Below are 25,469 nucleotides of genomic sequence, written 5' to 3'. Positions count from 1 at the left end.
GGGCGTGATGCAGGCTGAAACAATCACAAAGCCCGCTGTCCTGATCCTTCTCGGCCCTCCGGGCGCCGGGAAGGGCACACAGGCGCGAATGCTGGAACAGAAATTCGGCCTTGTGCAACTCAGCACGGGCGACCTGCTGCGCGCCGCGGTTGCTGCCGGAACCGAGGCCGGAAAGGCCGCGAAAGCAGTGATGGAAGCCGGCGACCTGGTCAGCGACGACATCGTCATCGCAATCCTGCGCGATCGCATTGCCGAGCCCGATTGCGCGTGCGGTGTCATCCTGGACGGGTTTCCCCGTACCACGGTTCAGGCCGAAGCGTTGGACAAGCTGCTGGCCGAAAACGGGCAGAAGGTGAATGCGGCCATCAGCCTCGAGGTCGAGGACGCCGAGATGGTCACCCGGATCGCCGGACGCTACACCTGCGCAATGTGCGGTGAAGGCTACCACGATCAGTACAAGCAGCCGAAGGTGGACGGTGTTTGTGACAAGTGCGGCAGCACCGAATTCAGCCGCCGCGCCGATGACAATGCCGAAACCGTGGCGTCCCGGCTGGAGGCCTATCACGAACAAACCGCGCCTTTGATCGACTACTACAAGGATCGCGGCGTACTCAGAAAACTGGATGCCATGGGGCAGATCGATCAGATCGCCCGTGGCCTGGAAAGCATCGTGGGCGACGCGATGCGGTAAGGGGAAGAGGACTCCCCAAAGCGGGCACTGACCCCGACATGAGTTTCTTCAACGGAACCGCTCTGGCGGACCGGAGAAGCTTTGCCTGGCGCCATCGCGGCGCTCGGCGCAATCGAATGGCGGCCCTACGCCGGAGGACAAATGCACCGGGCCGCCCTGGAGGAACCAAGGAGGAAACCGCAATGGCGGATAATTCAACAAACTCCGCGCAGACTGCCGAGTCCGACAAGGGCTATTGGCAGGCAAACCTGCGTCTCATCTACATCAGCCTCATCATCTGGGCGCTGGTGTCTTTCGGGTTCGGCATTCTGCTGCGCCCGTTGCTGTCGGGCATCGCCGTCGGCGGCACCGACCTGGGCTTCTGGTTCGCGCAACAGGGATCGATCCTGGTCTTTCTGGCGCTGATCTTCTTCTACGCCTGGCGCATGAACAAACTGGATGCCGAATACGGCGTCGAAGAAGAATAAGGGAGCCAGGGGACAATGGATCAGTTTACCATCAACCTGCTGTTTGTGGGCGCGTCCTTTGCGCTCTACATCGGCATCGCGATCTGGGCCCGCGCGGGATCCACATCGGAATTCTATGCCGCCGGACGCGGCATTCACCCGGTCACCAACGGCATGGCCACGGCAGCAGACTGGATGTCGGCGGCCTCGTTCATCTCGATGGCGGGCCTGATTGCCTTTACCGGCTATGACAACAGCTCGTTCCTGATGGGCTGGACCGGCGGCTACGTGCTGCTGGCGCTTCTGCTTGCGCCCTATCTGCGCAAGTTCGGCAAGTTCACCGTGTCCGAATTCATCGGCGATCGTTTCTACAGCCAGACCGCGCGCGTCGTGGCGGTGATCTGTCTGATCGTGGCCTCGGTCACCTACGTGATCGGCCAGATGACCGGCGTGGGCGTGGCCTTTGGCCGCTTTCTGGAAGTGTCGAACACCACCGGTCTGCTGATCGGCGCGGGCGTCGTGTTTGCCTATGCGGTGTTCGGCGGCATGAAGGGCGTGACCTATACCCAGGTCGCTCAGTACTGCGTGCTGATCACCGCCTACACCATTCCGGCGATCTTCATCTCGCTGCAGCTGACCGGCAACCCGATCCCGGCCCTGGGCCTGTTCGGCGACACCGCCGGTGGCGAGCCGCTGCTGACCAAGCTGGACGCCATCGTGGCCGAGCTGGGCTTTGCGGAATACACCGCTCATCATTCGAACACGCTGAACATGGTTCTGTTCACCCTGTCGCTGATGATCGGCACCGCCGGCCTGCCGCACGTCATCATGCGCTTCTTCACCGTTCCCAAAGTGTCGGACGCGCGCTGGTCGGCCGGTTGGGCGCTGGTGTTCATCGCTCTGCTGTACCTGACCGCCCCCGCGGTTGGTGCCATGGCCCGTCTGAACATCACCGACATGATGTGGCCGAACGGCGGCATCGAAGGTGGCGCTGTTTCGCTGGAGCAGATCGACAACGATGCCCGGTATGACTGGATGGCCACCTGGCAGAAAACCGGCCTGCTGGACTGGGAAGACAAGAACGGCGACGGCAAGATCCAGTACTACAACGACAAGAATGCCGACATGCAGGCGCTTGCCGAAGAAAAGGGCTGGGTCGGCAACGAGTTGACCAAGTTCAACCGCGACATCCTGGTTCTGGCCAACCCCGAAATCGCCAACCTGCCGGGTTGGGTGATCGGTCTGGTCGCGGCCGGTGGTCTTGCGGCCGCGCTTTCGACCGCTGCGGGCCTGTTGCTGGCAATTTCGTCGGCGGTGTCGCACGACCTGATCAAGGGCTCGATCAACCCGAGCATCTCGGAAAAGGGCGAGCTTCTGGCGGCGCGGATCGCAATGGCCGTGGCCATCGTGGTTGCCACCTATCTGGGCCTCAACCCTCCGGGATTTGCGGCGCAAACCGTGGCGTTGGCCTTCGGTCTGGCGGCGGCCTCGATCTTCCCGGCGCTGATGATGGGGATCTTCTCGACCCGCATCAACAACACCGGCGCGGTCGCGGGCATGCTGGCTGGTCTGACCGTCACCCTGGTCTACATCTTCCTGCACAAGGGCTGGCTGTTCATTCCGGGCACCAACTCGTTCACCGATGCAGACCCGCTGCTGGGTCCGATCAAATCGACCTCGTTCGGTGCGATCGGCGCCATGGTCAACTTCGGCGTCGCCTATGTGGTTGCCGGCATGACCAAGGAAACCCCGCAGGAGATCAAGGATCTGGTCGAAAGCGTGCGCATTCCCCGTGGTGCGGGCGCGGCTCAGGACCACTGAGCCGGATGCGGTCCGCGATGATGCATCACGGGCCGTTTCCCTCGACCAACTTCTCCCGCCCGGCTAAACCCCGGGCGGGGCTTTTCATTCAAGCGGACAGGCGACCCCATGGCGCTTTCACCTGATCAGATCACCCGGTTTCTGAAATCCGTGCACCCCTATGACGCGCTGCCGGTCGAGGAACTGGCCGACATCGCAGCCCGGATCGAAGCGCGCGAAATCGCAAAGGGCGCCGTCCTCTATCGCCGTGGCGCGCAGTTGCCCGGCCTGTTCATCATCTACGAAGGCCAGGTCGAGATCACCGACGAAAACGGCGCGGTCGTATCCCATCTGGGCCTGCGCAACTCGTTTGGCGAGCGTGGTCTGATGCGCGACGGGCGCGCGGTGACCACAGCAACAGCTGACGCGCCCTCGGTTCTGCTGATTATCCCCACCGACCTGTTTTCCGACCTGCTCAAGCGTCACGTCGTCGTCGCCAAATTCTTCAACCGGGCCCGCCCTGCACGGCCCGAACAGCAATCACTGGCCACCACCCGGGTCGAGACCCTGATGGCGCGCAAGCCGGCCACATGCACCCCGGACACGACCGTTCAGGAAGCCGCGCGCCTGATGCGCGACCGGGGCATTTCGTCTGTCTGCATCACAGAGCGCGGCGCGTTGCGCGGCATTGCCACGGTTCGGGACCTGTCGGGCCAGGTCGTGGCGGGCGCCCTGCCCCCGACGACCCCGGTGTCACAGATCATGACCCCGGACCCGCTGACCCTGTCGCCCGGCGACATCGGCTCGGACGTGCTGCACGCGATGCTGGAACGCGGTATCGGCCATATCCCCATCACCGAGGGTGGGCGTCTGGTCGGAATGGTCACCCAGACCGACCTGACCCGGTTCCAGGCCGTCAGCTCGGCCGAGCTGGTCGGCCGCATCGCGCAGGCCGGGTCGGCGACCGAGATGGCCGCGGTCACGGCCGAGATCCCGAACCTGCTGGTGCAACTGGTGGCGGCGGGCAACCGGCACGAAATCGTCACCCGCCTGATCACCGACATCGCTGACGCCGCGACGCGCCGGCTGCTGGCGCTGGCCGAGCAGAAACTCGGCCCGGCGCCCGTCCACTATCTTTGGCTGGCCTGCGGCTCGCAGGGGCGGCAGGAGCAGACGGGCGTGTCCGATCAGGACAATTGCCTGATGCTGGATGACAGCGTCACCGATGCCGACCTGCCCTATTTCGAGGCGCTGGCCAAATTCGTGTCCGGCGGGCTGGATACCTGCGGGTATTTCTATTGCCCCGGCGACATGATGGCGACCAATCCGCGCTGGCGGCAGCCGGTCCGGGTCTGGCGCGACTATTTCAACGGCTGGATCGCCAAGCCCAACCCCGAGGCGCAGATGCTGGCCTCGGTCATGTTCGACTTGCGCCCCATCGGCGGCCGGTTCGAGCTGTTTTCCGACCTGCAGGCCGAAACCCTGCGCGCGGCGCGGGCCAACTCGATCTTCGTGGCGCACATGATTTCGAATTCTCTGAAGCACACGCCGCCGCTGGGCCTGCTGCGCGGGATCGCCACGATCCGCTCGGGCGAGCATCGCAACACGCTGGATCTCAAACACAACGGCGTGGTCCCGGTGGTCGATCTGGGCCGCGTCTACAGCCTGCAGGGTGAATTGACCGAGGTGAACACCCGCGCGCGCCTCAAGGCCGCCGAGGCAGCCGGGGTGCTCAGCCCGTCTGGCGCGCGGGACCTGATGGATGCCTATGACCTGATCGCGGAAACCCGGTTGAACCATCAGGTCAAACAGATCAGGAATGGCGACAAGCCAGACAACTATCTTGCGCCGTCGGAACTGTCGGACTTTGAGCGAAGTCATCTTCGGGACGCGTTTGTCGTGGTAAAGACGATGCAATCCGCGGTCGGGCACGGCAAGGGGATGCTGGGATAAAGACCCCGGCAGGAAGAACGGAGGAGGAAGATGTTTCTTGAGCTGATCGGCACGATCTTTGCGGGTTTTGCCATCGCGGGCCTCGTGATGGGTTTGAACCGGCTGACCGGTGGCCGCCTGCCGAAATGGTCGGCTCCGGTTGCGGCCGGTTTGGGCATGATCGCAGTCACGATCATCAGCGAGTATTCGTGGTACGACCGCACCCGTGACGCCCTGCCCGAGGGCCTGACCGTCGTGCAGGAGGTCGAAAGCCGCGCGCTCTATCGCCCCTGGACCTATGCGGTGCCGTATGTCGACCGGTTCGCGGCCGTCGATACGGCCTCGTTGCGGACCAATGCGCAGGTGCCGGATCAGCGCCTGATCGACCTGTACTTCTTTGGCCGCTGGGCGCCGGTATCCAAGATGCCGATCGCGGTGAACTGCGCCGAATACAGCCGGGCAAGTCTGGCCGATGGGGCCGAGTTCTCGGATGACGGGCGTCTGGTCGGTGCCGATTGGGTGCCGGTTGGCCAGGATGATCCGGTGGTCTCCGCTACTTGTGAGGCCTAACCATGCTGACCCGCCTGAGCCTGCGCCTGAGAATTTTTCTGTTCTTCTGCTTGCTTGCCGCGGGTGGCATCGCCATCACTCTGATCGCGCTTTGGCTTGGCCTGCGCCGGGCCGATCCCGCGGACATGACCAGCGCCTTCGTGTTCAGCGGCCTGCTGATCTCGTTTGGCTTGCTTGGGCTGGTCGCTGGTGTCTGGCTGCTGTTCGACGACAACGTGGCCAAACCGATCGAACGCCTGTCGGCGCAGCTGCGTGCGCGTGCACATGCGGGGGTGGATACCGATCTTGACCTGCAGGCGGCACGCTATCTGGGTGATCTGGCCCCCGCCGCCGCCAGCCTTGCCGAACGACTGGCCACCACCGCCCTGTCCACCGCCGAAGCCGTTGCCGCCGAAACCGCGCATCTGGCGTCAGAGAAAGAACGTCTGACCGCGCTTCTGTCCGAGATCCCGGTCGCGATGCTGCTGGCGGGGCCAAACCACCAGATCGTTCTGTACGACGCGCAGGCCGCCGAGGTTCTGGCGCAGATCGCCCATCCCCGCTTGAACGCCTCGCTGTTCGACTATCTCGAACGCAAACCTCTGCTGGACGCTTATGAGAAGCTGGGGAAAACCGGCATGGATGTCTATTGCACCCTCGCCAGCGTGGACGGGCGCCAAACCTACACGGCACGCATGAAACCGCTGGGCGATGCGCCGGGCTATATGCTGATCTTCGAAGACAGCGTCGCCCGCATTCCGCCAGAGGCCGCGCGCCCTCTGGTCTATGATTTCGATCTTCTGGACACCCCAGGCGACGAGGCGTTCGAAAACCGCCCGCTATCGCAACTGTGCTTTGTGGTCTTCGACACCGAAACCACCGGTTTGCTGCCGCACAAGGACGAGATCGTGCAGATCGGTGCCGTCCGTGTCGTCAAGGGGCGCATCGTCGAGGGCGAGCGGCTGGACACGCTGGTCAATCCGGGCATTCCGATCCCACCCGCTTCGACCAAGGTTCACAAGGTCAGTAACCGTATGGTGCAGGACGCGCCCGATATCGCGCAAGCCGGGCGCATGTTCCACCACTTCGCCCGTGATGCCGTGATCGTGGCGCATAACGCACCATTCGACATGGCGTTTCTGCGCCGTCATACCAAGCGCATGGAAGTGACGTGGGATCACCCCATCCTGGACACGGTTCTGCTGTCCGCGGTTCTATTCGGCGCCAGTGAAACCCATACGCTCGACGCTTTGTGCGAAAGACTGGGCGTGGAAATCCCCGAGACGCTCCGCCATACGGCCTTGGGGGATGCGGTTGCGACGGCTGAAGCGTTGGTGCGCATGCTGCCGATGCTGGCTGCGCGCGGTATGCAGACATTCGGCGACGTGATCGCAGAAACCCGCAAGCACGGTCGGCTGCTGGAAGACCTGAACTGAATCAGCCTATTGATCGCGATACAGCTTTTCGTGGACAATTCTGCTGCGGCATGGCACCCCGTGTCCGGCCACCAAACGAGCGCGCGATGACCGAAAGAACATTCACACCCGGACCCGATCAAAGCATGGCCTTCCGCGAGGCTCTCGGGTGCTTTGGCACTGGTGTGACGGTCGTCACGACCAGCACCCCGGACGGTCCCTCGGCCATCACCGTCAACTCGTTTGCATCAGTGTCGCTGGATCCACCATTGGTCCTGTGGTGTCTGGCAAAAGAGTCGAACCGTTACGGGGCCTTTCAAGCAGCGCAACATTACTCGATCCATGTCGTGGCCGAGGATCAGCAGGATCTGGCCCTTCGTTTTGCCCGCAATGGCCTCGATTTCTCGCATGCAGACTGGTCCCCTGATCACAAAGGTCGGCCGCAGCTGAGCCAGTGTCTGGCCCGATTTGACTGCACATTGTCTGCCCGCCACGAGGCCGGGGATCATCTGATTCTCGTGGGAGAGGTCGAACAGGTCATGTACCGCACCGGCAAAGGCTTGATCTTCAAGCGCGGACAGTTCGGCGGTTTTGCCGACCTTTTGTAATTACTCGTCCAATGACCCGTGCACGGCAAAGGCCTCCAACTCGGCCTCTTGCGGCGTGATCACGCGAAACGCCTCGTGAACGCCGGACTCGGTCAGGCTGCGGGCAACGGTCAGCAGGGTGTTGGGGGCATGATCGTCACACATCTCGGACATATGGGCCAGCTCGGCCCGGGCCACGTCCAGCGCCGCCTCGACCGTGGGCGCGCCGTAAAGGCGCACGAAATGCTCGGCCAGGTTGGTGGCCAGCCGCTCCATCTCGGCCGGTTCGATCTGCGTCACCGCCACGAAGGTCACGCGCCCGAAGGTTTCAAGCCCCAGCCACCCGTTGGCAAAGGCTTGACGCGCCTTGCCGGCCAGGTCTGCCTCGCCCCAGTTCGAAAACTCGAACCCGCCCGAGATGCACCACTCGCCCGTTCGGGCGGGTGAGTGAAAGACGTTCAGGTCGCTTTCGTCGAAATGAATGGCGCGGGCCAGGTTCAATGGGCGTCCTCCAACAGACGGGTCAAGGGAACAAGCTGCGTATCCGCACCGTTCCGCAACAGCATGCCGAACCGCTCATCGGCCCCGAGAAACACGCCGCGATCACCATAGGGCTCTCCGACGCCCTGCAGCAAGCCCATCCATTCCCCGTGCAACGGCGCGTTGCCATCCTCGGACCAGCGGTTCAGCCAGGTCAGCATGTGACGCGACCAGCTTTCGACCAGCTGCACCGGGGACACTTCCGCGCAGCCTTCATCATACAGGGCCGTCACATCGGGCGACTTGCCGGGCTCGTCCCCGGTTTGCAGCAAGGCCAGTTCCCAGCCGACGACCAGCCAGTCGGGCACGGCTTCCGGATCCGAGGTCGACGCGGCCACACGAAATCGGCCACACCGGGCCCCGTTGACGAAAATCGGCCCGTCCCAGCCCAGATGAACCGCCACCTCGGGCGGAGCCAGCGCGCCCAGCGCGTTCTGGAACCCGACGGCGCACAGTGGCAGCATGGCCATGGCGTCCTGCAAGGGCACCTCGGGCGCAAATACGATGGCCGCGCGCAGGCGATCCGCCTGGATGTTGTAGACGACGCTGCCCGCATCGCAGCCCAGCGCCGCCATGGCCTGCGCATGGTCGAACGGGTCTTCCCCACCCTGCACCGGGTGCCCGGACAGCAATGGGGGAAAGACCGGCTGTGTCATGCCTTGCCCGCGGCGATCAGGTCGCGGGCGATCTTGCGGAAGGCCTCGGCCTGCGGGCTGTCGGGTTTGCTGACCACGATCGGCGCCCCGCCATCGGCGGCCACGCGGATATCCAGATGCAGCGGGATTTCTCCCAGCAACGGCACGCCCAATTCGGCGGCTTCGGCGGCGACGCCCCCATGGCCGAACACGTGTTCCTCGTGCCCGCAGTTCGAGCAGATATGCGTGGACATGTTCTCGATCATGCCGACGATCGGCGTCTTCAGCTGGCGGAACATGTCGATGCCCTTGCGCGCGTCGATCAGGGCCACGTCCTGCGGGGTCGAGACGACGATGGCCCCGTCCACCTTGAATTTCTGGCTCAGCGTCAGCTGCACGTCACCGGTGCCGGGCGGCAGGTCGACGATCAGCACGTCCAGTGCGCCCCACTGCACCTGGCTCATCATCTGCTGCAGCGCGCCCATCAGCATCGGGCCACGCCAGACCACCGCCTGACCTTCGTTGGTCATCAACCCCATCGACATCATGGTGACTCCGTGGTTGCGCAGCGGCAGGATGGTTTTGCCATCGGGGCTCGCCGGCCGTCCGGACACGCCCAGCATGCGCGGCTGCGAAGGTCCGTACACATCGGCATCCAGCAGACCGACACGCCGCCCTTCGGCCGCCAGCGCACAGGCCAGGTTGGCCGAAACGGTCGACTTTCCGACCCCGCCCTTGCCCGAGGCCACGGCGATGATCCGGTCAACCCCCGGCACCGCCTGCGGCCCGGTCTGCGAGGGCTTGGGCTTGGGTTTCAAATCAGGCGGCGCCTTGTCGGAATGCGCGGTCAGCAGGGCCGAGACCTTGGCCACCCCGTCGACCATCTGCGCCGCCTTTTCGGCGGTGGCGCGCACCGGCTCCATCTTTTCGGCGTACTTGGGGTCGATCTCGAGAACGAAGCGCACGGTGTCGCCCTCGACATTCAGCGCGCGGACCACGCCCGCGCTGACGATGTCCTGCCCCGAAACCGGGTCGGTGATCTTTTTCAGGTTCGCCAGAACCGCGTCGCGGATGCTCATGCGTCGCCGTCCTTGATCTGGCCAGTCACCACGTGTTCGACATCCAGACCGTCGATCGTCAGGACCATCTTGGCCTCAAAGCTTTTGCCCGCCGGATCGCCCGCCTTGCGCAGCGCGCCTTCGATGGCCTGCTGGCTGGTCACGCCAACCTGTTTGAGGAATTTGCGCATCGACATGTTGTAATCGCCGCTCATCGCCGTTGTCTCCGTCTTGTTCGTTCATTTGACGCACGCGCTCTGTCGCCGTTAGGCTGGGCCATGCGCTTTGTTCTTTTGTGCCTGAGCCTGACGCTCTTCGCCAGCCCCTCTTGGTCGCAGGAGGAGATTGGTCTGGCCGCGCCGGAAGATGTCGCACGATCGGGTCTTTTGAAACATATTCTTCCGCGCTTCTCGCTCAAGACCGGAATCCGGGTTGTCGCGGAGGAAGGTGGCGCGATGGTTCTGGCGGTCGGGCCACCGGGACAGCCGGTGTTTCAGCGCGGCGGCGACATCTATCACCTGCGCGTTCAGGACGACCCGCGGCAGGCCCGCTTTCAGGATTGGCTGTTGTCCGACGTGGGCAAACGCACCGTCGAAAGTTTTGCACCGACCGAGGGCGGCCCGTTCTCGGCCAGTTTCGAAACGGTCGCTGCGCCCGAGTCGGATACCATCGAAGGCGACGCCTTGCTGGGTGAAAAGCTGTCGCTGACCCATTGCGGGCGCTGTCATGTGATCGGCCCTCAGAACCGGATGAACGGGTTGGGCTCCACGCCGTCCTTCGCGGTGCTGCGCGCGATGCCGGACTGGTCGAACCGGTTCCAAGCGTTCTTTGCCCTGAATCCGCACCCGTCCTTTACCCAGATCGAAGGGATCACTGCTCCCTTCAACCCCGAACGCCCCCCGCCCATTCACCCACTGAGGCTGACGCAAGACGAGCTTGAGGCCATTCTGGCCTATGTCTCGGCCATCCGCGCGGCCGACCTGGGGGCGCCGCTCAAGCTTCAGTGATCCTTGCGCTTGCTGAAGTAGTCATCTGTGGTAACGACCTTGGGCTTGGGCTTTGAGGTAAATGGGTTATTCTCGCTGTGGAACTGCGCCTGGACACGGCAATCGTCACACATCTGGATCATCCTCGCCTGCTCGGACGAGGCAAACATCGGGTGGCTGCCGGCCAGCTTCTCCATGATCCGCTCGACCGTCGATTTCACACCGAACAGTCCACCGCATTCGATGCAGGCAAAGGGCTCTTCCTCGTTCAGAACACGCGGCGACAGCGCACGGTCGCTCAGGTCCAGTTCGGGCACCAGGATGATCGCGCTTTCGGGACAGATGGTCTTGCACAGCCCGCATTGCAGGCAGGCATCCTGCTGAAAGTTCAGCTGTGGCATGTCGGGGTTGTCGATCAATGCGCCTGACGGGCACAGCGACACGCAACTCAGGCAAAGGGTGCAGGCTTCGGTGTCCACCGCCACCGCGCCATAGGGCGCGCGTTCCGGCAGGGGCAGCGGCTGAGACGCATCGGGGCGCAGCGCCTGCGCCGCCAACCGCGTGATCTGGCGCCGGTTGCCCAGCGGCAGCACCGGTTGGGCCAGAGGCTGCGGCACGTCCTGCGCATAGAGCAGATCGGCCAGCGCATCGGGATCGGATTCGTCGATCACTCCGACGACGTCCGCTCCGGCGATGGCCAGCGCCAGCGGCAGTTCGCGGTCCAACGCATCCCGCTCGGTCGTCGGGGCCAGCAGGATGTCGACCCGGGCAAAGCCATGAGCCAAGGCAGCCAGCATCTCGGCATGTCCAAAGCCGGACACCACACCCAGCTCCAGCGGAATCACATCGGCGGGCAGCCCGCGCCCGAACCGCGCGGCCAGCCGGATCATCTCGGCCCCGTGGGCATCATGTACCAACAGGCGCGGGGCGCTCCCTCCGGCCCGACGGTAGGTCGCCGCCAAGGTCTGCATCCGCGCCAACAGGGCCGCCACCGGCGGATCCTCATAGCTGATCGCGGTCGAGGGGCACAGGGCCGCGCATTCACCGCAGCCCGCGCAGACCATCGGGTCGATGGCCACGTGGTCTCCTGCCGGAGTGATGGCCCCGGTGGGGCAGATGTCCAGACAGTTGGAACAGCCCACCTGCCCGGCCCGCGAATGGGCGCACAGGGTTTCTTCGAGCCGGACATACAGCGGCTTTTCGAAGGTCCCGACCAGCTGCGCCGCGTCAAAGGCCAACCGGGCAACCGCCACCGCATCGCGCGGATCGGCGCGCAGGTAGCCTTCGCGCTTGTCGGGGGCCGTCACGAAGGGCGTACCCCCCGCCAGATCGATCAGCACATCGCAGGCCGACACCGCACCGTCGCGCGGCGGGGTCCAGGCAAAGGGACCGCGTCCGGCCGGATCAATCTGCTGCAACGCATCCAACCGCAGGGTGAACCCGCCCAGCGCCCCCGAGACCGACCGGACCCACGCGCGCACCACGTCATAGGCCCGGCTGTCAGGCTGCGCCTCATCGGTGACGACCACCGTCACCGCCATCGTGTCCGACAGTCGCTGTGCAAGGTCAAACGCAACCTCACCCGGCCCGATGATGCAGGCGGTGCCTTCGCTGATGACATCCACGCTGGGCGTGATCGGCTGTTGCAACAGAGCCTCGGCCGCCAGCGCCGCCATCTTGGGCATCGCCGACCGCCCTTGCTCGGACCAGCCGGCCCGGTCGCGCAGATCGACAAAGCCGGGGTGATCCACGCCCAGTTCCTCGGCCAGTTCTTGAAACACTTGGGCTTCTTGACCGCAGGCGATGACGATCTGGTCATCCGACTGCATCAGCTTGGCCGCAGCGGTCAGTTCGGAGGTGCACAGCGCCGTGTGGACCCTGCTGCATTCAGCACCGCAGGCGTCCGATATCCCCTGCCCGTCCTGAGCCTGACTTCCGGCGCAATCGCACAAGACCAATTTGGTGACCATGTTCCCCCCGCATCTCTTCCTTGCCCCTAACCTTAGACCCAAACGCCGCCCATGCAACGTGTGGCGGCCGGTTCTGGTCAGAAACTCTGCCTCGCCCGCCAAAGTCGGCTGATCGTCGCCGCGACCCATTTGCGACGATTTTTTTCCAGATCACGACCATTTCAGGCCGCTGCGGACTTGGCACGTGGCCCATTTGTGTACCATAGTGAACCTAAGGGAAGGCAGGGGAGAGCTTTTCCGGGGAGGATCAAAGTGGCCGAGGCCGCAAAACAGATCGAAATGCCGGTTGGCGTCGTTGTGCGCAAGACACCGGGGGTCACCCGCTGGGCCCGGTGGAATTGGCGCGCGGTCGCGGTGCTGCCTGGCGCCCCGCCGGCTGACTGGGTTGAACTGCGCCGCGAGGGCGATGCGGTCGAATACCACGCTGCCACCCTGCCCTTGAAACTCTGGTCCGACGAAACCGAGGCCTATATGGCCAATCTCTCGGACAGCCAGCCATCGCTGTATCTTGTCCTGCGTGACGATGCCGAAGGTGATCGCCCGCTGAACGCGTTTCTGATCACAGCGTCACCTTATGAAGGGCAGGACTATGCCGATACCGGCGAAGAGATCGTGGAAAAGATCCCTATGACCGAAGGCTTGATCGCCTGGGTGCGCGATTTCACTGTGGCCCATCACCGCGATGAGGTGTTCGTCAAACGCCGCCGCGACAAGAAACGGGTGGATCTTGTAGAAGATGGCAAGGGCGATGCGCGCATCCGCCAGACCTCGGATGTCTACCGCGCCCCGCGGAGGGCCGTACAATGAGCACCCGACAGGATTTCTGGTCTCGCCGCAAGGCCGCCGTGCAGGCCGAAGCGCATGCCGAACAAGAGGCCCTGACCGCGCAGGAGATCGCCGCGCAGCAAGCCGAACTGGAAGAAAAGACCGACGCCGAGGTTTTGGCCGAGCTTGACCTGCCCGACCCGGACCTGCTGCAGGCGGGCGACGATGTTTCGGGCTTCATGGACAAGGCCGTGCCGGACCGTCTGCGCCGCCGCGCCTTGCGGCGCTTGTGGCGGTTGAACCCGGTACTGGCGAATGTGGACGGGCTGGTCGATTACGGTGAGGACTACACCGACGCCGCCTGCGTGGTCGAAAACCTGCAGACGGCTTACCAGGTGGGCAAAGGCATGTTGCGCCATATCGAGGCGTTGGCCGAGCAGAAGGAAGCCGAGGAACACCCGGTCGAGGCCGAAGCCGAGCCGACTACCGAAACGCCCGAGCCTGAAGCCGAGCCCGCGCCCCCTGTCGAAGTGGCAGACGCCATCCAACCGGATGAGGACGAACGCCCCCCGGCCCCGCGGCGCATGAAATTCGAATTCGAAGGATGACCCGATGAACATTCGCGACCCGCAGACGTTCGAGATTTCCCCCGAGGACCGTCTGCGCGCGGATTTCTACAACTTTCTGGGCCTGCTTCTGGCAACACCGCCCGACCAGACCCTGCTGAGCCAGATCGCGGCGTTGTCGGGGGACGAGACCGATCTGGGCGAGGCCATTCAGGCCATGGCCCGCGTGGCCAAAGTGACCAAGCCCGAAGCGGCCGAGCGCGAGTTCAACGCATTGTTCATCGGGCTGGGGCGCGGAGAACTGCTGCCCTATGCCAGCTTCTACCTGACCGGGTTCCTGAACGAGAAACCGCTGGCGCAGCTGCGCAACGACATGGCGGCGCGGGGCATCACCCGGGCGGCAAACGTGTTCGAACCCGAAGACAACATCGCCTCGTTGATGGAGATGATGGGCGGCATGATCGTCGGCCGTTTCGGCGGCCCGGCCGCGTTGGAAGATCAAAAGACGTTCTGGAACAAGCATATCGGCCCCTGGGCCGAGCACTTTTTCTCGGACCTGGAAGCAGCCGAGCATTCGGTTCTCTATGCCTCGGTCGGCACCGCTGGCCGGGTTTTCATGGAGATCGAACGCGAGGCCTTCCGCATGACGACGCATTAGGCGGCCGTCATTCGCTGGCGCCCCGGCGGGCGCTGAACCGCAAATGGGAAAGGAGGATCCCATGAGCAAGACCAAGGAGACCGGCGCCAGCCGCCGCGACTTCCTGAAACTGGCGGGCACCGCGGCCCCGGCAGCCGTTGCAGCGGCCAGCCTGGGAACCGAGGCGGAAGCGGCCGAGCAACCCTCGGACGAGACCCGCATTCAGGACACGGCGCATACCCGCGCCTATTTCGACAGCGCGCGCTTCTAGGCCGCCCCGGCGACGCCCGGCGCAAGTCCGGACGTGGTCACACTCGGCTGACGGTTGCGATTGGCCCTGACGTCGATTTCGAAACACCAAGCCAGCCATGATCAACATGGCCAGCAAGGGAGGAAGGAAATGCTTAGGAAAAAGACCAACGGGGTTGCGAGACGCCCCCAGCGGACAAGTATCCTGTCCCAAATCGGCGAAAAAAGCGTCGATCGCCGCGCGTTCCTGCGTGGCTCGGGCCTTACGATCGGCGGCTTGGCCGCGATCAGCGCCACGGGTGGAACCGTGTCGCCCGCCAGCGCCCAGACCGCAGCCAACACGGCTGTCGAGAACATCAAATCCGTCTGCACGCATTGCTCGGTCGGCTGTACCGTGGTTGCCGAAGTGCAGAACGGTGTCTGGATCGGGCAGGAACCCGGTTGGGACAGCCCGTTCAACCTGGGCGCTCACTGTGCAAAGGGGGCCGCTGTCCGTGAACACGCCCATGGCGAGCGCCGCCTGAAATACCCGATGAAGAAAGAGGGTGGCGAGTGGAAGCGCATCAGCTGGGAAGAGGCGATCAACGAGATCGGCGACGGCATGATGAGCATCCGCGAGGAAAGCGGGCCTGACAGCGTCTATTGGCTGGGTTCGGCCAAGCATAACAACGAACAGGCCTACTTGTTCCGCAAGTTCGCGGCCTACTGGGGCACCAACAACGTGGATCACCAGGCGCGGATCTGCCACTCGACCACCGTTGCGGGTGTTGCGAATACATGGGGCTACGGCGCCATGACCAACAGCTACAACGACATCCACAATTCCAAGGCGATCTTCATCATCGGCGGCAACCCGGCCGAGGCGCACCCCGTCTCGCTGCTGCATGTTCTGCGCGCGAAAGAGCAGAACAACGCCCCGCTGATCGTCTGCGATCCGCGCTTTACGCGCACCGCGGCCCATGCCGACGAATATGTCCGATTCCGCCCTGGCACCGACGTGGCGCTGATCTGGGGCATCCTGTGGCACATCTTCGACAACAGCTGGGAAGACAAAGAGTTCATCCGCACCCGTGTCTGGGGCATGGACCAGATCCGCGAGGAGGTCGCTAACTGGACCCCTGAAGAGACCGAGCGCGTCACCGGCGTGCCGGGATCGCAGCTCAAGCGCGTGGCGCGGACGCTGGCCAACAACCGTCCCGGCACCGTGATCTGGTGCATGGGCGGCACCCAGCACACCAACGGCAACAACAACACGCGCGCCTATTGCGTGCTGCAGCTGGCGTTGGGCAACATGGGCACTTCTGGTGGCGGCACCAACATCTTCCGCGGCCATGACAACGTGCAGGGCGCAACCGATCTGGGCGTTCTGTCCCACACCCTGCCCGGCTATTACGGCCTGTCCGCAGGCGCATGGGGTCACTGGGCCCGCGTCTGGGGCGAGGAACCGGAGTGGCTGGCTGGCCAGTTCGCAATGGTCAAGGACAAGGACGGCAAGGACAAGTCGCTGCAGAACGAACGGGGCATCCCGGTTTCGCGCTGGATCGACGGTGTTCTGGAAGATCCCGAGAACATGGATCAGCCCAACAACGTCCGCGCCATGGTTCTGTGGGGCCACGCGCCCAACTCGCAGACCCGGATGGTCGAAATGAAGACGGCGATGGAAAAGCTGGACATGCTGGTCGTGATCGACCCGTATCCCACCGTTTCCGCGGTCTTGCATGACCGGACCGATGGCGTCTATCTGCTGCCGGCCTGCACGCAGTTCGAAACCCGTGGCTCGGTCACGGCCTCGAACCGCTCGCTGCAGTGGCGCGACAAGGTGGTCGATCCGCTGTTCGAAAGCCTGCCGGACGAGGTCATCATGGCCAAGTTCGCCAACAAATTCGGCTGGGCGGATCGGTTCTTCCGCAATATCGAGATGGAGGACCCCGAAACCCCGAATGTCGAAAGCATCACGCGCGAGTTCAACGCGGGGCTTTGGACGATCGGCTATACCGGTCAGTCGCCAGAGCGGATCAAAAGCCATATGGCCAACCAGCACACGTTCGACAGAACGACGCTGCAGGCGGTGGGCGGTCCGAATGACGGCGAATACTACGGTCTGCCGTGGCCCTGCTGGGGCACCGCCGAGATGGGGCATCCGGGGACGCCAAACCTCTATGACATGTCCAAACCGGTGGCCGAGGGCGGCCTGACCTTCCGCGCGCGTTTCGGCGTCGAGCGTGACGGTCAGAACCTGCTGGCCGAAGGGGTCTACAGCGTCGGCTCGGAAATCCAGGACGGATACCCCGAGTTCACGATGCAGATGCTGATGGATCTGGGCTGGGATGGCGACCTGACGGCCGAGGAACGCGCGGCCATCGACGCCGTGGCCGGGCCCAAGACCAACTGGAAGACCGACCTGTCGGGCGGCATCCAGCGGGTGGCCATCAAGCATGGCTGTGCGCCCTTCGGCAACGCCAAGGCCCGCACCGTGGTCTGGACCTTCCCGGATCCGATCCCGCTGCACCGCGAGCCGCTGTACACGCCGCGGCGTGACCTGGTGGCCGACTATCCCACCTACGAGGACCGCCAGGCCTATCGCCTTCCGACCTTGTATGCTTCGATCCAGAAGAACGACTTTTCAAAGGATTACCCGATAATTCTGACGTCAGGTCGTCTGGTCGAATATGAAGGTGGCGGCGACGAGACACGGTCGAACCCGTGGCTGGCCGAGCTGCAGCAGGACATGTTCGTCGAGATCAATCCGCGTGACGCCAACAACCTTGGCATTCGCGACGGATCGCAGGTCTGGGTCGAAGGTCCCGAGGGTGGCAAGGTCAAGGTGATGGCGATGCTGACCGAAAGGGTCGGTGCCGGCGTGGCCTTCATGCCCTTCCACTTTGGCGGCCATTTCCAGGGCGCGGACCTGAGGGAGAAATACCCGAAAGGCGCCGACCCGTACGTGCTGGGTGAAAGCACCAACACCGCCCAGACCTATGGCTATGATTCAGTGACCCAGATGCAGGAGACCAAAGCGACTCTCTGCAAGATCTGGGCAGCGTAAGGAGGACGACAATGGCTAGAGCAAAGTTTCTCTGCGACGCTGAACGCTGCATCGAGTGCAACGCCTGCGTGACCGCGTGCAAGAACGAACACGAGGTCCCGTGGGGCATCAACCGCCGCCGGGTGGTGACGATCAATGACGGCAAACCGGGTGAACGTTCGATCTCGGTTGCCTGCATGCATTGTTCGGATGCGCCTTGCATGGCGGTGTGCCCGGTCGACTGCTTCTATCAGAACGAAGAAGGCGTCGTCCTGCACTCCAAGGACCTGTGCATCGGCTGCGGCTATTGCTTCTATGCGTGCCCGTTCGGCGCGCCGCAATACCCGCAGGCCGGCAACTTCGGATCGCGCGGCAAGATGGACAAATGTACCTTCTGCGCCGGCGGCCCCGAGGAAACGCACTCGACCGCAGAGTTCGCCAAATACGGCCGCAACCGGATCGCCGAGGGCAAACTGCCCATCTGCGCCGAGATGTGTTCGACCAAGGCCCTGCTTGCCGGTGACGGCGACGTGGTCTCGGCCATCTACCGCGAACGCGTCGTGGCGCGCGGGTTCGGCTCGGGCGCCTGGGGTTGGGGCACGGCCTACGACCAGAAGGACGGCTGAGACCTCAGCCTGACAACACGGGTGACCCGCGCAGGTGGGTCACCCGATTTTGGATTGATACCGAGGTTCCGATGCTGCGCATTTTTCTGGCTTTGACGTTGACACTTGGGATCGCGCACGGCGCGCTTGCACAGGACACGACCGGCACAGACGAACCAACCGATGCCCCGCGCGCGCAGACCGGTGGCGCCACGACGCTCGAGGATATTCTGGCCCGGCAACGCGGCGAGAAGGTCGACAACAGCTATCGCGCACAGAATACCGGGCAAGGCAATGCCGAAGGGTTGCTGGGTCAGTTGGGTACACGCGGTGTGGCTTCGGACAGTGATGTGTATCGCGCCATCCGCTATGGCTCAGCCGATGTCACCGTTTCGACCAAGGGGCCTGCTGCCGGCGTGTTGATCCAGGATGGCGGCATGTGGTGGTGGACTTTCCGCACCGGTCCGCTGCGTGAATACGGAACCTACATTCTGGGCGGGATGCTGGTCGTTCTGCTTCTGTTTTTCCTGATCCGCGGCCGCATCCGCATCGACGGCGAGAAAACAGGCCGCACGGTCACCCGGTTTTCAGGATTTGAAAGGTTCGGGCACTGGCTGTTTGCCGGCTCGTTCCTGATACTTGGATTGACCGGTCTGCTGACGCTCTATGGCCGGGATTTCCTGATCCCACTGTTCGGCAAGGAAGGGTTCGCCACCATCGCGCAAGGCTGCAAGTGGTTGCACAACAATCTGGCCTGGGCCTTCATGCTGGGATTGGTCATCATCACCGTGAACTGGATCGCCCACAACATCCCCAACCGGACCGACCTGAAATGGTTGGCGGCGGGCGGCGGATTGTTCACCAAAGGCAGCCACCCCCCGGCCAAGAAATTCAACGCTGGTCAAAAGATCATTTTCTGGCTGTGCATTCTGCTTGGCGTCTCGATCAGCCTGTCGGGTCTGTCGCTGCTGTTCCCGTTCGAGCTTCCGATGTTCGCCAAGACGTTTTCGATCGCCAACGCGACCGGGTTGCCCCAACTGATGGGCTTGGACCTGCCCACGCAGATGTCTCCGCAGGAAGAGATGCAATATGCCCAGATCTGGCACGTCATGGTCGCCTATGCCTTCATCGCCATCATTCTGGCCCATATCTACCTCGGCTCGGTCGGCATGGAGGGCGCGTTTGACGCCATGGGCACCGGCGAGGTCGAAGAGCAATGGGCGCGCGAGCACCATTCGCTGTGGCTGGAAGAGGTAAAGGCACAGGAGGCCAGCGACGGCGCGGCCTCGCCTGCCGAATAGATGCGCGGGCTGGCTTTGGCGCTGGCCCTGCTGCCGCTGCCGCTGGCGGCGGATTTCTACACGCTCAAGGGCCATGGTGGGCCGATCATGGACATCGCCGCAGCCCCGGACGGGCGCATTGCCACCGCCAGTTTCGACAATTCCGTGGGCCTGTGGTCCGGGCAGCAGCCGGACTGGCTGGAAGGTCACGAAGCTGCCGTGAACGCGGTGGTGTTCAACGGCACCGCGATCTATTCGGCCGGCGACGACTTCACCCTGCGCCGTTGGCCCGGTGGACAGGTCGTAGGTCAGCACAAGGGCAAGGTCGTCGGGCTTGCAGCCTCAAAGACCCTTGTGGCGACTGCCAGTTGGGACGGGACCATCGGCCTGTGGCCAACCGAGGGCGGTGCGGCCAAGCTGCTGGGCCCTACAGGCAGCGGCGTCAATGCGGTGGCCTTCGCGCCGGACGGGCGGTCGCTGTACTCCGCCGGGGTAGACGGCAGCTTGCGGGTCTGGGACGTGACGACCGGGGCCGAATCCGCGCGACTGGTCGAGCATGGTTTCGGCATCAACGAACTGGTCCTGAACGCGCAAGACGGTTGGATCGCATATGGCGCGGTCGATGGCGTAACCCGCATTCTGGACCTGACCACCGGGGCCGAGCGTGATTTCACGTTGGACCGCCGCCCGATCCTTGCGCTCGCCCTCAGCCCGGATCGGTCACTGCTGGCGGTGGGCGATGGTGAGGGCTACATCATGGTCATCGACACGCAGAACTGGCGGATTGCGCAGGATTTCCGGGCAACGCTACGCGGCCCGGTCTGGGCACTGGCCTTTTCCCCCGATGGAGAAAACCTGCACGCAGGCGGGCTGGATCAGGCCATGTACAGCTGGCCGGTGGCCGCGCTGGGGTCACAGGAACGGATGGCCAGCCAAGAGCCGAGTTTCCTGAAGGACCCCGAAGAAATGCAAAACGGAGAACGGCAGTTCGCCCGGAAATGCTCGATCTGCCACAGCCTGACGCCGGACGATCAGCGCCGGGCCGGACCGACCCTGCATGGCGTATTCGGGCGTCAGGCCGGGACACTGCCTGGCTACATCTACTCGGAAACGCTGCAAGGGTCTGATATCATTTGGAACGAACAGACGATAAACGCTCTTTTCGATCAGGGACCGGACCACTACATTCCGGGGTCGAAGATGCCGATGCAGCGGATCGCGCAGGCGCAGGACCGCACCGACCTGATTGAATTTCTGCGCAGCGCGACAGCGCCTGCAGACTAAGCCGGAGGATAAGATGAAAGCCTTTCTTGCAGCTGCCGCCGCAATGGTCGTCATTACCGCCGCCGCACCGATGGTTTTGAAGCAACTCGGACACTCAGCGGCCGAGACACAGACCGGCTCCTCGGTGCGACTAGACTGAATGTCCGAATTCCTGACCACACGAGAGTTGGCGGACCTGCTGCGCATTGGCGAACGCAAGGCCTATGATCTGGCGTCTTCAGGCGAAGTGCCCTGCGTGAAAGCGATGGGCAAACTTCTCTTTCCCCGGGCCGAGGTACTGGCCTGGCTCAATGCGTCGCGTACCGGGCCGGACACGGTCAAACCGCCGCTGCCCGACATCGTGGCTGGCAGCCATGACCCCCTTTTGGATTGGGCGCTCCGCGAAAGCGGCTCGGGGTTGGCTACCTATTACGACGGCTCATTCGACGGGCTGAACCGCCTTGCGCGACGTGACGCACAAGCCGCGGTACTGCACATCCATGAACCGGGCGGGTTCAACGTCAATTCCGTCCGCGGTGCGCTGGGAGAGGCGCCCGTGGTACTGTACGAGGTCGCAAGCCGCCAGCGCGGCCTATTGCTGGCCCCCGAGGTTCAGGGAATTTCCGATTTTGGTGATCTGAAAGGCCGCCGTGTCGTTCTGCGCCAGGACAGTGCCGCCAGTCAGCACTTGTTCGATGCCCAGTTGGAGAGCTGCGGCCTGAGCCGCGCCGATCTTGACGCCCTGCCGACTTGCGCCCGCACCGAAGAGGAACTGGCAATCGCTCTGCATGACCGGAAGGCCGAGGCAGGATTCGGCATCGGAGCCCTGGCGCGACTCTACGGGTTGGGCTTCGTTCCGACCCATTCCGAACGTCTCGACCTCGCCATCTGGCGGCGGTCTTGTTTCGATCCGCCGATGCAGAAACTGCTGACTTTTATGGGAACGGACAATTTCAAGCGTCGCGCAGATGAATTGGGCGGATACGATCTGTCCGGCTTGGGACAGATCCATCACAACGGCGCAAGTGACTGACCGGCCCTATTGCTGCGCGTTCGGAAAGAAGAGCTGCTCTCCGTTCAATTTGTATGCCGCGATCGCTTCCTGACCGTCGTGGCCAGTGAGCCAGTCGATGAACCTTCTTCCCGCGGCCGCCCGGACCCGCGGATGCTTTTCGGGGTTCACGAGGATCACTCCGTATTGATTGAACAGCCGAGGATCGCCTTCGACCAGAACCTCAAGGTTTCCCTTGTTGCCGAACGACAGCCATGTGGCCCTATCGGTCAGGGCATAGGCATCCATGCCCGCAGCCAGGTTGAGCGTTGCACCCATGCCCGACCCGGTCTCGCGGTACCACTCGCCCGAAGACAAGGTCGGGTCCGTTCCGGACAGGCTCCAAAGAGCCTTCTCCGCCTTGTGGGTCCCGCTGTCATCCGCGCGCGACGCGAACGGAGCTTTGGCCTGCGCGATCGCTGCCAACGCGGCCACTGCGTCGTCGCCGCCTTTGATCTTGGCCGGGTCCGATTTCGGCCCCACCAAGACAAAATCGTTGTACATCACGTCCCGCCGCTCGACACCCCAGCCGTCGGCCACGAATTGCTCTTCCGCTGGCTTGGCATGCACCAGCAGAACGTCACCGTCGCCGTTGATCGCGTTTCGGATCGCCTGCCCTGTCCCCACGGCCACAACACGGACATCGATCCCGCTTTCCGCCTCGAACCCCGGGAGGATAAAGTCCAGAAGGCCGGAATTCTGCGTCGATGTCGTGGACTGCACGACAATGAATGGTTCTTCGGCCGCTGCCGGACCGGCCAACAGCCCGCACAGGATCATTGCGCTTTTGATTGCTGCGCGAAACATGGATTGCCTCCGGTTGTTGTTATGTGACCAGCCAGCCCGCCAGATACTGGCGCGATGCCTGACATTGTGGCGCTTCCAGCACCTGTTTGGCGGTGCCATGCTCGACCACGCGCCCGCCCTGCATCATCACGATATCCGCCGCCAGCCGACGGGCTTGCCCGACGTCGTGGGTGACCATCACGATCCGCACCCCCCGGGCCGAGGCGCGCAGGATCATCGCCTCGATCATTTGGGTCGCCGCGGGATCGAGGGCGCTGGTGGGTTCGTCCAGGAACAGGGTCTCGGGGCCAAGCGCAAGCGCGCGAAGGATGGCCAGACGCTGTGCCTCGCCACCCGACAGCGAGCGCGCCGACTGCCGGGCCTTTGTCTCAAGCCCTCCTTCGGCCAGAAGTTCCTGGATCCGGATCTTCCGAGCAGTCCTGCCGAGCCCCAACCGTTTCAAAACAAAGTCCAGATTGGCAGACACCGAGCGGCGCAGCAGAACCGGTTGCTGAAACACCATGGCCTGCCGGGCCATGTGGGCTGCATTCAGAACTCCGCCATCCTGCATAACCTGCCCCGCATCGGCCTTGATCAAACCATGCAGGCAACGCAGCAGCAGGCTTTTGCCAGCACCGTTCGGCCCAAGGATCAAAGTCGGCCCTGGACCATCCATCATCAGCTGCGGAACATCCAGCAACAGCTTGCCATTGCGTTCCACTCGCAGACCATCGGCCTGCAGACAATTGGGCATGTCCGGCATCAGATCACGCATGGCGCAACCCTTCCTGCTCGGTCCGAAGCGTCAATGCGCTGACTGCCGCATTCACGGCCACGGCAATTCCGATCAGGATCGTCCCCAAGGCCAGCGCCAAGGCCAAGTTGCCTTTCGAGGTCTCCAACGCAATCGTCGTCGTCATGACCCGTGTCACGTGGTTGATGTTGCCGCCGACGATAATCACCGCGCCGACTTCGGCGATGGCTCGTCCGAACCCGGCCAGCAATGCAGTCACCAACGCCAGACGCGCATCCCACAACAGCACGGGAACAGACGCCAGCCGAGACACTCCCAACGAGCGCAACTGTTCCGAATATTCCTCGGCCAGCATCTCGATCACCTGCCGTGTCAGCGCCGCGACGATCGGGGTTACCAGCACTGTTTGAGCTATGATCATGGCGGTTGGCGTGTACAAAAGCTCCAGCACGCCCAGCGGGCCCGAACGGGACAGCATCAGGTAGACCAGCAGGCCGACGACAACCGGAGGAAAGCCCATCAGTGCGTTCATCAGAATGATCAACGCGCGCCGTCCGGGAAAGCGGGCCACCGCCAAGGCCGCGCCAACCGGCATCCCGATCACGGCTGAAATCAACACAGCCAGCACCGAAACTTGCAGCGACAGCATCACGATCGCCCAAAGGTCCGGATCCCCGGTCAGGATCAGGTGGCCTGCTTGGCTGAATTGTGATGCAAAATCCTGCATTTCATTCCCGCATTCACCGAATTTCGTAGAGATCGCAAAATCTTACAGGAATAATAGAGGAAACTGCTTCTGAAGACAGTTAAATTCCGACATCCGCAAAAACAAACGCGGCCCACAGGGGGCCGCGCTGAATTGTTGTCATGGTACTGCCAATCAGTTCAGGGCTGCATCCGTGATCTGGCTGGTCCACGCGCCTTCCGGCTTTTTGGTGATCACCGGGTCCGAGCCACCGGCCAGCAGCGTGTTCACCGTGCGCTCGAAATCCGCCGGATCCAACGCGCCGTTCGAACCTGCGGTCAGCTTGGCGATCTCGCCCATCATGCGCTTCTGGTGTTCCTCGGTCTGGGCACCGGTCGCATCGTTCTCCAACACGATTTCAGCGGCTTCGTCCGGGTTCTCCTCGGCGTATTTCCAGCCTTTCATCGAAGCGCGCACAAAGCGTTCCATCTTGTCGACGAAGGCCGGGTCGCTGAGGTTTTCTTCAAGCACGTATAGGCCATCTTCCAGCGTGGCTACGCCCTGGTCTTCATACTTGAAGGTCACCAGCTCGTCGGGGCTGACGCCGGCGTCGATCACCTGCCAGTATTCATTGTAGGTCATGGTGCTGATGCAATCGGCCTGGCGCTGCAGCAGCGGGTCGACGTTGAAGCCCTGCTTCAGAACCTCGACGCCGTTTTCGCTCTTGCCGCCGGTGTCGATGCCCAGCTGGCTCATCCAGCTCATGAACGGGAACTCATTGCCGAAGAACCAGACGCCCAGCGTGCGGTTCTTGAGGTCCTCGGGCGAGGAAATGCCCGCATCCTTCCAGCAGGTCAGCATCATGCCCGAGCTTTTGAACGGCTGTGCAATGTTGACCAGCGGCAGGCCCTTTTCGCGCGCGGCCAGCGCGGCGGGCATCCATTCCACGGTGACGTCAGCGCCACCGCCCGCGATCACCTGCGTGGGCGCGATGTCGGGGCCGCCAGGCAGGATGGTGACGTCCAGCCCTTCTTCTTCGTAAAACCCCTTGTCCTTGGCGACGTAATAGCCCGCGAACTGGGCCTGGGTGACCCACTTCAACTGCAGAGTCACCTCGTCTGCGGCAAAGGCCGATCCGGCCGTCAGGGCCAGGCCCGTGATTGCCCCGCTGATAAACTTCTTCATCTTCATTTC

Annotated in this window: 27 protein-coding genes; 18 read left to right on the top strand and 9 right to left on the bottom strand. The window is 63.4% G+C overall.

Annotated elements, in window-relative coordinates; genetic code table 11:
- Window positions 1-7 precede the first annotated feature (7 nt).
- The 7 genes from GOW72_RS11560 (at window position 8) to GOW72_RS11530 (ending at window position 7,441) form a co-directional block, all read left to right on the top strand.
- A complete protein-coding gene (locus GOW72_RS11560) occupies window positions 8-691 on the top strand; it encodes an adenylate kinase (protein WP_170357572.1) in 684 nt (227 codons plus the stop codon).
- A 182-nt stretch (window positions 692-873) separates the two neighbouring features.
- Entirely contained in the window at window positions 874-1,158 is a 285-nt protein-coding gene (locus tag GOW72_RS11555; RefSeq protein ID WP_093962930.1) for a DUF4212 domain-containing protein, read from the top strand.
- Between the two features lie 15 nt (window positions 1,159-1,173).
- Window positions 1,174-2,958: a sodium:solute symporter family protein gene (locus GOW72_RS11550; RefSeq protein WP_170357571.1), complete on the top strand. Its 1,785-nt coding sequence runs from the start codon at window positions 1,174-1,176 to the stop codon at window positions 2,956-2,958.
- Window positions 2,959-3,066: 108 nt separating this feature from the next.
- Window positions 3,067-4,890 (top strand): putative nucleotidyltransferase substrate binding domain-containing protein, encoded by a 1,824-nt coding sequence (locus GOW72_RS11545; RefSeq protein ID WP_170366954.1) that lies wholly within the window; start codon window positions 3,067-3,069, stop codon window positions 4,888-4,890.
- Between the two features lie 30 nt (window positions 4,891-4,920).
- The gene (locus tag GOW72_RS11540) at window positions 4,921-5,439 is read left to right on the top strand and encodes a hypothetical protein (protein WP_170366953.1); all 519 of its coding nucleotides are present in this window, start codon (window positions 4,921-4,923) and stop codon (window positions 5,437-5,439) included.
- A 2-nt stretch (window positions 5,440-5,441) separates the two neighbouring features.
- A complete protein-coding gene (locus GOW72_RS11535; RefSeq protein ID WP_170366952.1) occupies window positions 5,442-6,854 on the top strand; it encodes a 3'-5' exonuclease in 1,413 nt (470 codons plus the stop codon).
- 86 nt (window positions 6,855-6,940) lie between these two features.
- The gene (locus tag GOW72_RS11530) at window positions 6,941-7,441 is read left to right on the top strand and encodes a flavin reductase family protein (RefSeq protein ID WP_170357567.1); all 501 of its coding nucleotides are present in this window, start codon (window positions 6,941-6,943) and stop codon (window positions 7,439-7,441) included.
- Here the strand turns inward: GOW72_RS11530 and GOW72_RS11525 are convergent, their stop codons facing one another.
- From GOW72_RS11525 to GOW72_RS11510, 4 genes are read right to left on the bottom strand one after another with little or no spacing between them, the layout of a single operon-like run.
- Window positions 7,442-7,921, bottom strand: a complete 480-nt coding sequence (locus tag GOW72_RS11525; protein WP_170366951.1) for a DUF6505 family protein — start codon at window positions 7,919-7,921, stop codon at window positions 7,442-7,444.
- Entirely contained in the window at window positions 7,918-8,616 is a 699-nt protein-coding gene (locus GOW72_RS11520; protein ID WP_170366950.1) for a biotin/lipoate--protein ligase family protein, read from the bottom strand. The genes GOW72_RS11525 and GOW72_RS11520 overlap by 4 nt, the downstream gene beginning before the upstream one ends.
- A complete protein-coding gene (locus tag GOW72_RS11515; protein ID WP_170366949.1) occupies window positions 8,613-9,674 on the bottom strand; it encodes an Mrp/NBP35 family ATP-binding protein in 1,062 nt (353 codons plus the stop codon). The genes GOW72_RS11520 and GOW72_RS11515 overlap by 4 nt, the downstream gene beginning before the upstream one ends.
- Window positions 9,671-9,868 (bottom strand): DUF6494 family protein, encoded by a 198-nt coding sequence (locus GOW72_RS11510; RefSeq protein ID WP_170366948.1) that lies wholly within the window; start codon window positions 9,866-9,868, stop codon window positions 9,671-9,673. Before GOW72_RS11510 ends, GOW72_RS11515 begins: the two co-directional genes overlap by 4 nt.
- 63 nt (window positions 9,869-9,931) lie before the next feature.
- On the opposite strand from GOW72_RS11510, the gene GOW72_RS11505 reads away from it, so the two are divergent.
- The gene (locus GOW72_RS11505) at window positions 9,932-10,660 is read left to right on the top strand and encodes a c-type cytochrome (RefSeq protein ID WP_170366947.1); all 729 of its coding nucleotides are present in this window, start codon (window positions 9,932-9,934) and stop codon (window positions 10,658-10,660) included.
- Here the strand turns inward: GOW72_RS11505 and GOW72_RS11500 are convergent.
- A complete protein-coding gene (locus GOW72_RS11500) occupies window positions 10,654-12,609 on the bottom strand; it encodes a 4Fe-4S binding protein (RefSeq protein WP_170366946.1) in 1,956 nt (651 codons plus the stop codon). The two genes, GOW72_RS11505 and GOW72_RS11500, sit on opposite strands and share 7 nt — an antisense overlap.
- Before the next feature lie 252 nt (window positions 12,610-12,861).
- Between GOW72_RS11500 and GOW72_RS11495 the strand changes: the two genes are divergently transcribed.
- The 10 genes from GOW72_RS11495 to GOW72_RS11455 all read left to right on the top strand — a co-directional run bounded on the left by GOW72_RS11495 (window position 12,862) and on the right by GOW72_RS11455 (window position 22,032).
- Window positions 12,862-13,416 (top strand): DUF3305 domain-containing protein, encoded by a 555-nt coding sequence (locus tag GOW72_RS11495; protein ID WP_170366945.1) that lies wholly within the window; start codon window positions 12,862-12,864, stop codon window positions 13,414-13,416.
- Window positions 13,413-13,982 (top strand): DUF3306 domain-containing protein, encoded by a 570-nt coding sequence (locus GOW72_RS11490; RefSeq protein WP_170366944.1) that lies wholly within the window; start codon window positions 13,413-13,415, stop codon window positions 13,980-13,982. Before GOW72_RS11495 ends, GOW72_RS11490 begins: the two co-directional genes overlap by 4 nt.
- Window positions 13,983-13,986: 4 nt before the next feature.
- Complete coding sequence (locus tag GOW72_RS11485; RefSeq protein ID WP_170366943.1) at window positions 13,987-14,598, top strand: TorD/DmsD family molecular chaperone; 612 nt, start codon at window positions 13,987-13,989, stop codon at window positions 14,596-14,598.
- Window positions 14,599-14,659: 61 nt separating this feature from the next.
- Complete coding sequence (locus GOW72_RS11480) at window positions 14,660-14,848, top strand: twin-arginine translocation signal domain-containing protein (protein ID WP_005983760.1); 189 nt, start codon at window positions 14,660-14,662, stop codon at window positions 14,846-14,848.
- A 129-nt stretch (window positions 14,849-14,977) separates the two neighbouring features.
- Window positions 14,978-17,872: a formate dehydrogenase subunit alpha gene (locus tag GOW72_RS11475; RefSeq protein WP_170366942.1), complete on the top strand. Its 2,895-nt coding sequence runs from the start codon at window positions 14,978-14,980 to the stop codon at window positions 17,870-17,872.
- Between the two features lie 11 nt (window positions 17,873-17,883).
- On the top strand, window positions 17,884-18,477 hold the full coding sequence (gene fdh3B / locus GOW72_RS11470; protein WP_005983764.1) for a formate dehydrogenase FDH3 subunit beta: 594 nt from the start codon (window positions 17,884-17,886) through the stop codon (window positions 18,475-18,477).
- 71 nt (window positions 18,478-18,548) lie between these two features.
- The gene (locus GOW72_RS11465; RefSeq protein ID WP_170366941.1) at window positions 18,549-19,757 is read left to right on the top strand and encodes a formate dehydrogenase subunit gamma; all 1,209 of its coding nucleotides are present in this window, start codon (window positions 18,549-18,551) and stop codon (window positions 19,755-19,757) included.
- Complete coding sequence (locus GOW72_RS11460) at window positions 19,758-21,020, top strand: c-type cytochrome (protein ID WP_170366940.1); 1,263 nt, start codon at window positions 19,758-19,760, stop codon at window positions 21,018-21,020.
- Window positions 21,021-21,033: 13 nt separating this feature from the next.
- A complete protein-coding gene (locus GOW72_RS19035; protein ID WP_280525655.1) occupies window positions 21,034-21,159 on the top strand; it encodes a hypothetical protein in 126 nt (41 codons plus the stop codon).
- Window positions 21,160-22,032, top strand: coding sequence for a helix-turn-helix transcriptional regulator (locus tag GOW72_RS11455; protein ID WP_170366939.1), 873 nt, complete (start codon window positions 21,160-21,162; stop codon window positions 22,030-22,032).
- Between the two features lie 6 nt (window positions 22,033-22,038).
- Here the strand turns inward: GOW72_RS11455 and GOW72_RS11450 are convergent, their stop codons facing one another.
- From GOW72_RS11450 to GOW72_RS11435, 4 genes are all read right to left on the bottom strand, one after another.
- A complete protein-coding gene (locus GOW72_RS11450) occupies window positions 22,039-22,857 on the bottom strand; it encodes an ABC transporter substrate-binding protein (protein WP_170366938.1) in 819 nt (272 codons plus the stop codon).
- A 19-nt stretch (window positions 22,858-22,876) separates the two neighbouring features.
- Window positions 22,877-23,611 (bottom strand): ATP-binding cassette domain-containing protein, encoded by a 735-nt coding sequence (locus GOW72_RS11445; RefSeq protein ID WP_170366937.1) that lies wholly within the window; start codon window positions 23,609-23,611, stop codon window positions 22,877-22,879.
- Window positions 23,604-24,317: an ABC transporter permease gene (locus GOW72_RS11440; protein ID WP_093961810.1), complete on the bottom strand. Its 714-nt coding sequence runs from the start codon at window positions 24,315-24,317 to the stop codon at window positions 23,604-23,606. Before GOW72_RS11440 ends, GOW72_RS11445 begins: the two co-directional genes overlap by 8 nt.
- 153 nt (window positions 24,318-24,470) lie before the next feature.
- Window positions 24,471-25,460 carry an ABC transporter substrate-binding protein gene (locus tag GOW72_RS11435; protein WP_170357554.1) on the bottom strand — a complete coding sequence of 330 codons (990 nt, stop codon included), beginning with the start codon at window positions 25,458-25,460 and terminating at the stop codon, window positions 24,471-24,473.
- Window positions 25,461-25,469 lie beyond the last annotated feature (9 nt).

The organism is Ruegeria arenilitoris, assembly GCF_013032855.1.
Lineage (GTDB): Bacteria > Pseudomonadota > Alphaproteobacteria > Rhodobacterales > Rhodobacteraceae > Ruegeria > Ruegeria arenilitoris.
Note: the sequence above shows the minus strand (reverse complement) of the source record. Positions and strands in the feature narration are given on the sequence as shown.